This window comes from Citrobacter arsenatis (assembly GCF_004353845.1).
GTDB lineage: Bacteria > Pseudomonadota > Gammaproteobacteria > Enterobacterales > Enterobacteriaceae > Citrobacter > Citrobacter arsenatis.
This window is the reverse complement of record NZ_CP037864.1, coordinates 4350317-4363206: the sequence shown is the minus strand read 5'-3', so window position 1 is coordinate 4363206 and position 12890 is coordinate 4350317. Positions and strand designations below refer to the sequence as shown.

At 54.0% G+C, this 12890-nt stretch carries 12 protein-coding genes and 1 pseudogene; 7 read left to right on the top strand and 6 right to left on the bottom strand.

Going from position 1 to position 12890, the window contains the following annotated elements; translation table 11 throughout:
• Positions 1–341: 341 nt before the first annotated feature.
• The 4 genes and pseudogenes from E1B03_RS26595 to speB all read left to right on the top strand — a co-directional run.
• Positions 342–443 (top strand): annotated as a pseudogene (locus E1B03_RS26595) (hypothetical protein); the annotation flags it as partial.
• Positions 444–701: 258 nt separating this feature from the next.
• Complete coding sequence (gene yqgB, locus E1B03_RS21945; protein WP_003027062.1) at positions 702–833, top strand: acid stress response protein YqgB; 132 nt, start codon at positions 702–704, stop codon at positions 831–833.
• An 8-nt stretch (positions 834–841) separates the two neighbouring features.
• Positions 842–2818 (top strand): biosynthetic arginine decarboxylase, encoded by a 1977-nt coding sequence (gene speA, locus E1B03_RS21940; RefSeq protein WP_072033361.1) that lies wholly within the window; start codon positions 842–844, stop codon positions 2816–2818.
• Positions 2819–3055: 237 nt separating this feature from the next.
• A complete protein-coding gene (gene speB, locus E1B03_RS21935; RefSeq protein ID WP_003027056.1) occupies positions 3056–3976 on the top strand; it encodes an agmatinase in 921 nt (306 codons plus the stop codon).
• A gap of 96 nt (positions 3977–4072) precedes the next feature.
• Here speB and loiP read toward each other — a convergent pair whose 3' ends face one another.
• Complete coding sequence (loiP, locus tag E1B03_RS21930; RefSeq protein ID WP_103769035.1) at positions 4073–4831, bottom strand: metalloprotease LoiP; 759 nt, start codon at positions 4829–4831, stop codon at positions 4073–4075.
• Positions 4832–5110: 279 nt separating this feature from the next.
• Between loiP and tkt the strand changes: the two genes are divergently transcribed.
• Entirely contained in the window at positions 5111–7102 is a 1992-nt protein-coding gene (gene tkt / locus E1B03_RS21925; protein WP_016154386.1) for a transketolase, read from the top strand.
• Between the two features lie 62 nt (positions 7103–7164).
• Here the strand turns inward: tkt and E1B03_RS21920 are convergent, their stop codons facing one another.
• The 5 genes from E1B03_RS21920 to E1B03_RS21900 are packed head-to-tail and all read right to left on the bottom strand — an operon-like array spanning position 7165 to position 10210.
• Entirely contained in the window at positions 7165–7815 is a 651-nt protein-coding gene (locus E1B03_RS21920) for an ABC transporter ATP-binding protein (protein WP_103769037.1), read from the bottom strand.
• Positions 7809–8486, bottom strand: a complete 678-nt coding sequence (locus E1B03_RS21915) for an ABC transporter ATP-binding protein (protein WP_103769038.1) — start codon at positions 8484–8486, stop codon at positions 7809–7811. Before E1B03_RS21915 ends, E1B03_RS21920 begins: the two co-directional genes overlap by 7 nt.
• Positions 8474–9181 (bottom strand): energy-coupling factor transporter transmembrane component T, encoded by a 708-nt coding sequence (locus tag E1B03_RS21910; protein ID WP_103769039.1) that lies wholly within the window; start codon positions 9179–9181, stop codon positions 8474–8476. The genes E1B03_RS21915 and E1B03_RS21910 overlap by 13 nt, the downstream gene beginning before the upstream one ends.
• Complete coding sequence (locus E1B03_RS21905) at positions 9182–9760, bottom strand: ECF transporter S component (protein ID WP_103769040.1); 579 nt, start codon at positions 9758–9760, stop codon at positions 9182–9184.
• Between the two features lie 24 nt (positions 9761–9784).
• Positions 9785–10210, bottom strand: coding sequence for a PPC domain-containing DNA-binding protein (locus E1B03_RS21900; protein WP_103769041.1), 426 nt, complete (start codon positions 10208–10210; stop codon positions 9785–9787).
• Between the two features lie 374 nt (positions 10211–10584).
• Between E1B03_RS21900 and epd the strand changes: the two genes are divergently transcribed.
• Together epd and pgk are read left to right on the top strand one after the other, a co-directional pair.
• Complete coding sequence (gene epd, locus E1B03_RS21895; RefSeq protein WP_103284736.1) at positions 10585–11613, top strand: erythrose-4-phosphate dehydrogenase; 1029 nt, start codon at positions 10585–10587, stop codon at positions 11611–11613.
• A gap of 39 nt (positions 11614–11652) precedes the next feature.
• Positions 11653–12816 carry a phosphoglycerate kinase gene (gene pgk, locus E1B03_RS21890; protein ID WP_003027032.1) on the top strand — a complete coding sequence of 388 codons (1164 nt, stop codon included), beginning with the start codon at positions 11653–11655 and terminating at the stop codon, positions 12814–12816.
• Positions 12817–12890 lie beyond the last annotated feature (74 nt).

Sequence of the window (12890 nt, the reverse complement as noted above, 5' to 3'; positions counted from 1 at the left end):
ATTGTACTGAAAATGTAACTGGAAATTTTTCCTGACGGTGCTGGCAATGTGCATATTTATCTTTTGCTTTTTGACTATGTTATCGGTATAAAACGCGGCGCGCGGCTCATATCCGTCATACTTCAAGTTGCATGTGCGTTGGCAATACTCGCCCCAGTCACTTACTCATGTAAGCTCCCGGGGACTCTCTGCGTTGCCGCCTTCCCACAACTCGAATTATTTAGGATAGACAAAAAGCACACGACGTTTTCATCGTGTTGCCACTTCCAGCCGGGTTAAAACTATAGCTTTGGCTTGTGGGTTCGTTCCGTAAGGAGCAACCGTGGAGGTGATACGAGATAATGAACCGTTGTATTCTGCTGAATCTGTCGCACCGTTCTGGTGTACATATGTCCCCCGCAATCTGCATCTCTGCTTTGCATACCTGTCGATGTTATATACACAAAATCATTTATGCTGCGTCGAGGCGGCAAGTGAATGAGTCCCCTGAACGTAAGAGTAGTACGTGACTGGGGCGAATGAGCGTAGCCAACAAAGAGGCTGCATGAAGGATGAAGTGTATACCCATCTCGGCGTATCTCAGGACTCAAGAGCCGGTAACGGTCACTAAGAACTGAACAAGGGCGCTCTTGGTAAACAAGAGTTTTCTCGTGGTTTCGCCGAACCGTCAGCATTAAGTTCGGTTACGTGTTTACATTGATATGAAAAAGAAACCGGTCGCACAGTCGGAGCGTCAGCACTATCTGCTGCAAATTCTGCCTGTATTTGGGTTGTTATCGCGTCTTCGGATTGCGATAGTAGTCAACTGTTTTACACTTGTTAATAAAATTTGAGGTTCGCTATGTCTGACGACATTTCTTTGGGTTCGCCTTCGTCAGCAGGCGAACACGGTGTACTACGCTCCATGCAGGAGGTTGCAATGAGTTCCCAGGAAGCCAGCAAGATGCTGCGTACTTACAATATTGCCTGGTGGGGTAATAACTACTATGACGTCAATGAACTGGGTCACATTAGCGTGTGCCCGGATCCGGATGTACCCGAAGCGCGCGTTGACCTTGCTGAGTTGGTGAAAGCCCGTGAAGCGCAGGGCCAGCGTCTGCCTGCATTGTTCTGCTTCCCGCAGATCCTGCAACACCGTCTTCGTTCGATTAACGCCGCGTTTAAACGCGCCCGTGAATCTTACGGCTACAACGGTGACTATTTCCTCGTTTACCCGATCAAGGTCAACCAGCACCGTCGCGTGATTGAATCGCTGATCCACTCCGGCGAACCGCTGGGGCTGGAAGCGGGTTCCAAAGCTGAACTGATGGCCGTTCTGGCGCATGCGGGCATGACCCGTAGCGTGATCGTGTGTAACGGTTATAAAGACCGCGAATATATCCGTCTGGCGCTGATTGGCGAGAAGATGGGTCATAAGGTCTATCTGGTCATCGAGAAGATGTCTGAAATCGCTATCGTGCTGGATGAAGCTGAACGCCTGAATGTTGTTCCGCGTCTGGGTGTGCGTGCGCGTCTGGCGTCGCAGGGTTCCGGTAAATGGCAGTCTTCCGGCGGCGAGAAATCGAAATTCGGTCTGGCGGCAAACCAGGTGCTGCAACTGGTGGAAATTCTGCGCGAGCGCGGTCGTCTGGACAGTATTCAACTGCTGCACTTTCACCTCGGCTCACAGATGGCGAACATCCGCGATATCGCCACCGGCGTACGTGAATCGGCGCGTTTCTATGTTGAGCTGCACAAGCTTGGCGTGAACATTCAGTGCTTCGATGTGGGCGGTGGTCTGGGCGTGGATTACGAAGGTACCCGTTCGCAGTCCGACTGCTCCGTAAACTACGGCCTGAACGAATACGCCAACAACATCATCTGGGCCATTGGCGACGCCTGTGAAGAACACGGTTTGCCGCACCCGACGGTAATTACCGAATCCGGTCGCGCGGTTACCGCACACCATACCGTGCTGGTGTCTAACATTATCGGCGTTGAGCGTAGCGAACACACCGAAGCAACGCCTCCGGCTGACGATGCGCCGCGTGCACTGCAAAGCATGTGGGAAACCTGGCAAGAGATGCACGAGCCGGGAACCCGTCGTTCGCTGCGTGAATGGCTGCACGACAGCCAGATGGATCTGCACGATATTCACGTTGGCTACTCTTCAGGCACCTTTAGCCTGCAGGAACGCGCGTGGGCAGAGCAGCTCTATCTGAACATGTGTCACGATGTGCAAAAACAACTCGACCCGAGCAACCGCGCGCACCGTCCGATTATCGACGAGCTGCAGGAACGTATGGCGGATAAAATCTACGTCAACTTCTCGCTGTTCCAGTCGATGCCAGATGCGTGGGGGATCGATCAGCTGTTCCCGGTCATGCCGCTGGAAGGACTGAATCAGGCGCCAGAGCGTCGTGCGGTGCTGCTGGATATCACCTGTGACTCCGACGGTGCTATCGACCACTACGTCGACGGCGACGGGATTGCGACCACCATGCCGATGCCGGAATACGACCCGGAGAACCCACCGATGTTGGGCTTCTTTATGGTGGGTGCGTATCAGGAGATCCTCGGCAACATGCACAACCTGTTCGGTGATACCGAAGCGGTTGACGTGTTTGTCTTCCCTGATGGAAGCGTGGAAGTTGAGCTGTCTGACGAAGGGGATACCGTGGCGGATATGCTGCAGTACGTGCAGTTGGATCCGAACACCCTGCTGACGCAGTTCCGTGATCAGGTGAAAAACACCGATCTGGATACCGAGCTGCAGCAGCAGTTCCTTGAAGAGTTCGAAGCAGGTCTGTACGGATATACCTATCTCGAAGACGAGTAACGATAAATGCCCGGTGACGTTACGCTTACCGGGCCTACGGAAATAGGCCGGATAAGGCGAAGCCGCCATCCGGCAGTCGGAATCCGCGGGGGCAGCATTTATGGCACTCACTTGAATCCGTACAAAATAACGGCGATAATTTGCCGTAAATATGCAGTTACCAAATCAATCCCTTCCTCGTCGGGCTTAACGACGCGGAGGGGATTTTTTTTCATCGATTTTTAAAGAGGTCAGCACATGAGCACCTTAGGTCATCAATACGACAACTCCCTGGTTTCTAACGCCTTTGGTTTTTTACGTCTGCCGATGAACTTCATGCCGTACGACAGCGACGCCGACTGGGTGATCACCGGCGTACCGTTTGATATGGCAACGTCTGGCCGCGCGGGCGGTCGTCATGGTCCGGCTGCGATCCGTCAGGTTTCCACTAACCTGGCGTGGGAGCACAATCGCTTCCCGTGGAACTTCGATATGCGCGAGCGCCTGAACGTGGTGGACTGCGGTGATCTGGTTTATGCGTTCGGTGATGCGCGTGAAATGAGTGAAAAACTGCAAGCGCATGCTGAGAAGCTGCTGTCTGCCGGTAAGCGCATGCTCTCCTTTGGCGGCGACCACTTCGTCACGCTGCCGCTGCTGCGCGCGCACGCTAAGCACTTTGGTAAAATGGCGCTAGTGCACTTTGATGCCCACACTGACACCTACGCTAACGGCTGCGAGTTCGACCACGGCACCATGTTCTACACCGCACCGAACGAAGGGCTGATCGATCCGAATCACTCAGTGCAGATTGGTATTCGTACTGAATTCGATAAAGACAACGGCTTTACCGTGCTGGATGCCTGTCAGGTGAACGATCGCAGCGTAGATGACATCATTGCCCAGGTTAAGCAAATTGTCGGTGATATGCCGGTATATCTGACCTTTGATATCGACTGCTTGGATCCAGCGTTTGCGCCGGGTACCGGTACGCCAGTGATTGGCGGTCTGACTTCCGATCGCGCGATCAAGCTGGTACGTGGTCTGAAAGATCTGAACATCGTCGGCATGGACGTCGTTGAAGTGGCTCCAGCTTACGACCAGTCAGAAATCACCGCCCTGGCGGCGGCAACGCTGGCTCTGGAAATGCTGTATATTCAGGCGGCGAAGAAAGGCGAATAAGTTGTTTTTGCCGGATGTCGCTAACGCTAATCCGGCCTACATTGTGCTGAATTTGTAGGCCGGATAAGGCAACGCCGCATCCGGCACGATAAATGGTTATTTGATCCCGTCCGCGCTCATGCGATCGCGAATATGCTGCGCACGTTCGGCGGATGCCGGGTGATCGTCAAACATTGAGCTTTGGCGTCCTGCTTCTAGTTTTGCCAGTTTCTCAAAGCTGGTGGCTAAGCCTGCCGGATTAATCCCACGTTTGCGCAACAAATCATACGAGTAATCATCCGCTTCGGATTCCTGACGCTGGGAGAACTGTGAGTTCACCAGTTTCTCGCCAAGATCGCCCAATTGCGACTGCGACAGGCTGCCGACAATACCGCCAGCTGACGCCGCCGCTGCACGTACGGCGTTCGTACCCAGCGCCACCTGCATACCTTTTTTCACATGGCCCAGCGCAACGTGGCCCATTTCATGGCCGATCACCGCTTCGACTTCGTTGTCGGTCATCATATCCATCAGGCCGCTGTACACGCGGATACAGCCGTTCGCCATGGCAAAGGCATTCACATCTTTCGCCATATAAACTTTGTAGTTCACCGGCTGGCCGTTAATGTTATCGCCAAGCGCGGCGGCGATTTTGCCAAGACGCTTTGCGTACTCGCTGCTGGCCGGGGCGATGGTAGCCTTGCTGTCCATATCTTTACAGGCCTGATCGCTCAGCGCTTTTACCTGAGCATCGCTCAGACTATAGGCCTGAAAAGCCTCAGCGCCAGAAGAAAGCAGTCCGTTAGAGTCCATGTTCTGGCAGCCGGTCAATGCCGCCGCCATGCTCGTAGCAAGCAGTAAAGCGCGAATTTTCATTTTTTCTCTTCCGCACAAAGTCAGGATTATTCTAAAAAATGCGTCGTTTGCAGGTGAACCGACGCTCGGCCTAAGTATAAAGAAAAGAACAATAAGCGGGCGAGAAGATTGCGCAACTTGCGTGCATGATCCAGAGATTTCTGAAGCGGCAAAAGGATGCTCCATGTACATGACACGCGGCTTGGGTTACATTGTTGGCACTTTTTTCCGGCGTAGCCCAAAACGCGCTGTCGTCAAGTCGTTAAGGGCCCAGCCTTCATTATCCGATCTGGAGTCAAAATGTCCTCACGTAAAGAGCTTGCCAATGCTATTCGTGCGCTGAGCATGGACGCAGTACAGAAAGCCAAATCCGGTCACCCGGGTGCCCCGATGGGTATGGCTGACATTGCCGAAGTCCTGTGGCGTGATTTCCTGAACCACAACCCGACTAACCCGTCCTGGGCTGACCGTGACCGCTTCGTGCTGTCCAACGGCCACGGCTCCATGCTGATTTATAGCCTGCTGCACCTCACTGGCTACGATCTGCCGATGTCCGAGCTGCAGAACTTCCGTCAGCTGCATTCCAAAACGCCGGGCCACCCGGAAGTGGGTTACACCGCGGGTGTTGAAACCACGACTGGTCCTTTGGGCCAGGGCATTGCGAACGCAGTCGGTATGGCCATCGCTGAAAAAACGCTGGCGGCGCAGTTTAACCGTCCAGGTCACGACATCGTTGACCACTTCACCTACGCTTTCATGGGCGACGGCTGCATGATGGAAGGTATCTCTCACGAGGTATGTTCCCTGGCCGGTACGCTGAAGCTGGGCAAACTGGTTGCGTTCTACGATGACAACGGCATCTCTATCGATGGTCACGTTGAAGGCTGGTTCACCGATGACACCGCTAAGCGTTTTGAAGCTTACGGCTGGCATGTGGTTCGTGGTGTTGATGGCCACGATGCTGACGCGATTAAGCGCGCAGTTGAAGAAGCACGCGCAGTGACCGACAAACCGTCCCTGCTGATGTGCAAAACCATCATCGGTTTCGGTTCCCCGAACAAAGCCGGCACCCACGACTCTCACGGTGCACCGCTGGGCGATGCAGAAATCGCACTGACCCGTGAACAGCTGGGCTGGAAATACGCGCCGTTCGAAATCCCGTCTGAAATCTACGCGCAGTGGGATGCGAAAGAAGCCGGTCAGGCAAAAGAAGCGGCCTGGAACGAGAAGTTTGCTGCTTATGCAAAGGCTTTCCCGCAGGAAGCCGCTGAATTCACCCGCCGTATGAAAGGTGAAATGCCGTCTGATTTCGACGCAAAAGCGAACGAGTTCATTGCTAAGCTGCAGGCTAACCCGGCGAAAATCGCCAGCCGTAAAGCCTCTCAGAACGCGATTGAAGCCTTCGGTCCGTTGCTGCCAGAATTCCTCGGCGGCTCCGCAGATCTCGCGCCATCTAACCTGACTCTGTGGTCTGGTTCTAAAGCTATCAACGAAGATACTGCCGGTAACTACATCCATTACGGTGTACGTGAATTCGGTATGACCGCTATCGCTAACGGTATCTCTCTGCACGGTGGTTTCCTGCCGTACACCTCCACCTTCCTGATGTTCGTGGAATATGCCCGTAATGCGGTGCGAATGGCTGCGCTGATGAAACAGCGTCAGGTGATGGTCTACACCCACGACTCCATTGGCCTGGGCGAAGATGGCCCGACTCACCAGCCGGTAGAGCAGGTTGCTTCTCTGCGCGTGACGCCGAACATGAGCACATGGCGTCCGTGTGACCAGGTTGAATCTGCTGTTGCATGGAAATACGGCGTAGAGCGTCAGGACGGTCCGACCGCGCTGATCCTCTCCCGTCAGAACCTGGCTCAGCAGGAGCGTACCGAAGAGCAACTGGCGAATATCGCCCGCGGTGGTTACGTGCTGAAAGATTGCGCCGGTCAGCCGGAACTGATCTTCATCGCTACCGGTTCTGAAGTTGAGCTGGCTGTGGCTGCATGGGACAAACTGACTGCTGAAGGCGTTAAAGCGCGCGTGGTTTCCATGCCGTCTACCGACGCGTTCGACAAGCAGGATGCTGCTTACCGCGAGTCCGTACTGCCGAAAGCGGTTTCCGCACGTGTTGCAGTGGAAGCGGGTATTGCAGACTACTGGTTCAAATATGTGGGCCTGAATGGCGCTATCGTCGGTATGACTACCTTTGGTGAGTCTGCACCGGCAGAGCTGCTGTTTGAAGAGTTCGGCTTCACCGTCGACAACGTCGTCGCGAAAGCCAAAGAACTGCTGTAATTTCGATTACAGGTAAAAAGCGGGTCGCTCAGGCGGCCCGTTTTTTTTGCTTCCCGGGGCCGTTACGTGCGTAGTCGACCAGCGTCAAGACGTACCACACGAGAGAAATGACGCTGCGTAAACGCCGCGTCATGACTGATCGCTACAACGCTTGTGCCACGCGCGCGGCACACCGCCAGCCAGTTTTCGAAGACGCCAAGCCAGTGCGCATCAAAATCCCGGCTGGGTTCATCCAGCAGTAGAATCGCGGGCGCGAGGGCTTCCAGACTGGCGACGGCAACCATCCGTCGTTGAGCAGTATGCAGATCCAGTGAGTGTGCGTCGGCGACGTCCTCTAGCTGACATAATTGCAGTGCCGCCGTCGTACGTTGCGCAACCTCAGCTACGGGGAGCTTCTGTAGCCGTAATCCGAAGGCCACTTCCTCTGCTACCTTGCTGTGAAATATTTGATTTTCCGCTTCCTGAAACAGCACGCCGATCGCCCTTGCGCGCTCTCGGTTTTTCAGTTGCGCAATCGCATTGTTTTGCAACGTTACTGAGCCAGAAGTCGGAAAGAGCAGCCCGGCCATGATACGCAGCAGCGTGGATTTACCTGCACCATTATCGCCCGTCAGCGCCAGCCATTCACCTTCATGGAGTTGAAGTGAAATATTGCTCAAGCAGTCATCGGCGGCATTCGGCCAGCGATAGCTGACCTGATTTAACGTTAGCATAGCGGTGACAATGCTCCATCGCGCAGTTGCCACGCCTGCTGGCAATAGCGGAGAAAAGGGGAAGGATTGCGTTCGAAAAGCACGACCAAAGCATGCTGTTCCTGCGCCCATTGTTGCAGTCGCTCCAGTAGCATCACAGTCGCCTGTGCTGTCAGGCGGCTGAATGCTTCATCCAGAATCAATATCTTCGGCTGCATGGCGAGCGCGCTGGCAATCACCACTCGCTGGGTTTCCCCACCGGAAAGCGTACCGGGATGACGAAAACGCAGAGGCTGACATTCCGTAAACGTCAGGGCTTCGTCAATACGCTTCATAATTTCGGTCTCGGTAAGACAGAGATTTTCCGGACCAAACGCCACTTCTTCCTCTACGCTGAAAGTACAACCGGAAAGCTGCAGGTAAGGTGACTGCTGCACAAGTTGGATAGTGCTCGACTGCTCGACCAGTGAAAGTTGCCCGATGGGGTTACCCAGTAGTATTCCTGTGCCCTCAATTTCGCCGGGAAGGAAATCGGGGTACCAGCCAGCCATCAGCTGCGCCAGCGTACTTTTCCCACTGCCGTTATCGCCAAAAATGGCTACCATACCGGGTTCGGCATAGTGGAAATTGTAGCAAGCGGGGGGCCGCACGGCATGCGTCGGGAGATAGCGAAACTGTTCTAACGTAACCAAATCCAGACTCCTGTCTCAACCATCATCAGAACTACCATGGTGTAGCGAGCCAGACGCTGTAGGGGGCTGTCTGGCGGTGCCCACAGCGTGGTGCGTGTACGATGCAGGCGAAATCCGCGCATATCGAGCGCCGCGCCGCGAACGGCTAAATCATTGAGCGCGTTATGAGTGAGCGGCACAATTAATGCCGGTATAGCGCGTAAACGTTGGTACCAGGACTCATCCAGCGGTACGCCGCGTGCACGCTGGGCCTCATGAATTATCTCCAACTGGCGTTTGAACTGCTCAACGACCAGCAGTGGCCCGGCAAACAGGTAGGCCACCCCAGGCGGCAGGCGAGAAGCAAACAGGGCGCGTATAAAACGCGAAACCGGTACGTACTGCATCCATATCTGCGATGTTGACACAATGGCCAGGATCCGCAGCCAGAGCGTAACGGCGTCGGCCCAACGTTCTGGCGTGCGCGGTTGTCCGCTGATCCATTCGGTAATCCACCCGCCGTGTACCAGCCATAGCCCTAGTCCTAAGGGGATCACCAGCCAAAGTACGTATTTCGCCCGCGACCGCGTAGCCTTCATACACAACAAACTGACAAACGTCGCGGTGCTGTACAAGCTAAGCGGCACTCCGGTTGGCAGCAGGAGTGTGGAGCAGGCGGCGAGTGCCCATAGGGTTAACGAGGTAAACGGATGCATTTAGCGCACGGCAGACATCGTAGGGAAATGGCGCGTTGTGCGCAGCGGAAGTTGGCGCAGCAACACCCAGACGATGATTGCTGTGAGGATTTTGTCGACCAGATTTGCACCGATGACGGTGATGGCGACGGACTCCACCAGGTTCTGACCGACTGAGTGCATCCACGCGACAAAAAGATCGGCACCGCTGCCGGTGACGCCGCCAAACAGGGTTGTGCGAATAGGTACGGCAACGAGAGTAACGGCAAGCGTAATAATCACGCCGCTGACAACAACTTGGGGTAAGGTGCGAAACCATCCAGCTCGTGCCAGCCAACCGGCGACCAGTCCAATCACCATGGCGACGGGCGCAAAGGCGGCGGCGATCGGATCGGTCAGTAACCCCCATAACAGATTAGTGAGTAATCCGGTTAGCATTCCCACCACCGGGCCTAACAACACCGCGCTGATCAAGGTACCAATCGAGTCGAGAAAAATAGGTAGTTTCAGCATGCTGATAAGCTGCCCACCGACCATATTGATGGCGATAGCAATGACAATCAGTACCAAAGACTGGCTGGAAAATTGGCGACGTGCCATAGAAGACCTCTTTTAAGTGAAGCGTTAACGGGATGAAATAACCAGTTCGTCATAACCGGAAACGGCGCAGGGCTGACGGCTGAATGCCAGAGACTTCAGCTCGCCAATCACGAGTTCCAGCGTGGTCCGCACGGTACAGCCCGGCATCATATGGCCGCCCAGCATCGCGCCGTGCGGGTCGGAAACCGCCAGATGGAGATGCTCGCCGGTAAGTTCCAACGTACCGTTCAAAGAGATAATTTCCCACGTACCGGTGAGTAACGTGGTTTCTTCACGTCCAGCGAAGCGCAGGGCTACGTTGCTCAGACTGCCTGTACAACCCGCTATCCAGCCAGCCTGTAGCTGATGCTGTTGTACAAATGTGTGTAGCGCTGAAAAAACTTCCTGACCGGGTAATAAACGCAGCGCATGAAAGCGAGCTTCAGATGATGGGGGATAGAATGTAGCCATTAATGAGGGACTCCGAGACTCGGACGTAGCGCTGATAATATAGACGCAGGTTAGGGAGCTTTCTGATATAAATCAGGATTTGTGACGTAGCAACGAAATAATCTTGCTACGGTTATTCGCAATTCTGGAATATGGAATAAATTTAGCGTTGAAGGGCGTTAAAATGTGACGCAAGTCAGATAACGGTGTTCTGTTGCTGGACAATCATTCCTTTTATTCCGCGTTTCGCTTATTCTAGCTGAAGCGTTTCAGTCGATTAAATGTTCGACAATTAACCAATTAGTCGCAGTTTGCGACAGGTAAGGTTTCCCTGAGCGATTTGCTGCATTACTCTGTCTGCCACATCGTTTCTGAGAAATCCTTGCAGGAGACCTATGACCGTACGCGTAGCGATTAATGGTTTCGGTCGCATTGGACGCAACGTGGTTCGTGCTTTGTATGAATCCGGGCGTCGGGCGGAAATCACCGTGGTGGCAATCAACGAACTGGCGGATGCTGCAGGCATGGCGCATTTGTTGAAATATGACACCAGCCATGGGCGTTTTGCCTGGGATGTTCGCCAGGAACGTGACCAGCTCATCGTTGGCGATGACGCGATCCGCATTCTGCATGAGCGAACACTCGATGCGCTGCCATGGCGTGAACTGGGTGTCGACATCGTGCTGGATTGTACGGGGGTCTTCGGCAATCGCGAACACGGCGAGGCGCATATTGCCGCTGGTGCAAAAAAAGTGCTCTTTTCACATCCTGGCAGTCACGACATCGACGCAACCGTTGTGTATGGCGTTAATCAGGATCAGCTGCGCGCTGAGCACCGGATCGTTTCCAATGCCTCCTGCACCACGAATTGCATAATACCCGTCATTAAATTGCTGGATGATGCTTACGGCATTGAGTCTGGTACCGTCACCACGATCCACTCCGCGATGCACGATCAGCAGGTTATTGATGCTTATCATCCTGACCTGCGCCGCACGCGAGCGGCCAGCCAGTCGATTATTCCGGTGGATACCAAACTGGCGGCGGGCATCACGCGAATTTTCCCGCAGTTTAACGATCGTTTTGAAGCGATTGCGGTGCGTGTACCGACCATAAATGTGACGGCGATCGACTTAAGCGTGACGGTGAAAAAACCAGTAAAAGCCATTGAAGTCAACCAGTTGCTGCAAAAAGCAGCACAAGGTGCATTTCATGGTATAGTTGACTATACGGAATTACCGTTGGTCTCTGTAGATTTTAACCACGACCCGCATAGCGCCATCGTTGATGGTACGCAAACGCGCGTGAGTGGCGCTCACCTGATCAAAACGCTGGTCTGGTGTGATAATGAATGGGGCTTTGCTAACCGTATGCTCGACACAACGTTAGCGATGGCTGCTATTGGTTTCAGGCTCGACGCTTGAGCGTCGACAAAACTTTATGAATCAACGAGAGGATTCACCATGTCTGTAATTAAGATGACCGATCTGGATCTGGCTGGTAAACGCGTTTTTATCCGTGCGGACCTGAACGTACCAGTTAAAGAAGGGAAAGTAACCAGCGATGCGCGTATCCGTGCTTCCCTGCCAACCATCGAACTGGCCCTGAAACAGGGTGCTAAAGTGATGGTAACTTCCCACCTGGGTCGTCCTACCGAAGGCGAGTACAACGAAGAATTCTCTCTGCTGCCGGTTGTTAACTATCTGAAAGACAAACTGTCTGCTCCGGTTCGCCTGGTAAAAGATTACCTGGACGGCGTTGAAGTCGCTGCCGGTGAGCTGGTGGTTCTGGAAAACGTTCGCTTCAACAAAGGCGAGAAGAAAGACGACGAAGCGCTGTCCAAAAAATATGCTGCGCTGTGCGACGTATTCGTGATGGATGCATTCGGTACGGCTCACCGTGCGCAGGCTTCTACCCACGGTATCGGCAAATTCGCTGATGTAGCGTGCGCTGGCCCGCTGCTGGCTGCTGAGCTGGATGCGCTGGGTAAAGCGCTGAAAGAACCTGCTCGTCCAATGGTGGCTATCGTTGGTGGTTCTAAAGTTTCTACCAAACTGACCGTTCTGGATTCTCTGTCAAAAATCGCTGACCAGCTGATCGTTGGCGGTGGTATCGCGAACACCTTCGTTGCCGCTCAAGGCCACAACGTTGGTAAATCCCTGTACGAAGCTGACCTGGTAGACGAAGCTAAGCGTCTGCTGACCACTTGCGACATCCCGGTTCCGACCGACGTTCGCGTAGCGACTGAATTCTCTGAAACTGCACCGGCTACTCTGAAATCCGTTAGCGATGTGAAAGAAGACGAGCAGATCCTGGATATCGGCGACGCTTCTGCACAGCAGCTGGCTGACATCCTGAAGAATGCGAAAACCATTCTGTGGAACGGTCCGGTTGGCGTGTTCGAATTCCCGAACTTCCGTAAAGGTACTGAAATCGTTGCTAACGCTATCGCTGACAGCGAAGCGTTCTCTATCGCAGGCGGTGGTGACACCCTGGCAGCAATCGATCTGTTCGGTATTGCTGACAAAATCTCCTACATCTCCACTGGCGGCGGCGCATTCCTCGAATTCGTGGAAGGCAAAGTACTGCCAGCAGTAGCGATGCTCGAAGAGCGCGCTAAAAAGTAAGCATTTAATGGGCAGGGTAACCTGCCCAATTATTAGCGCGCTTTAGAGCGCGCGCCCTTTCCAAGGCCGAAGAT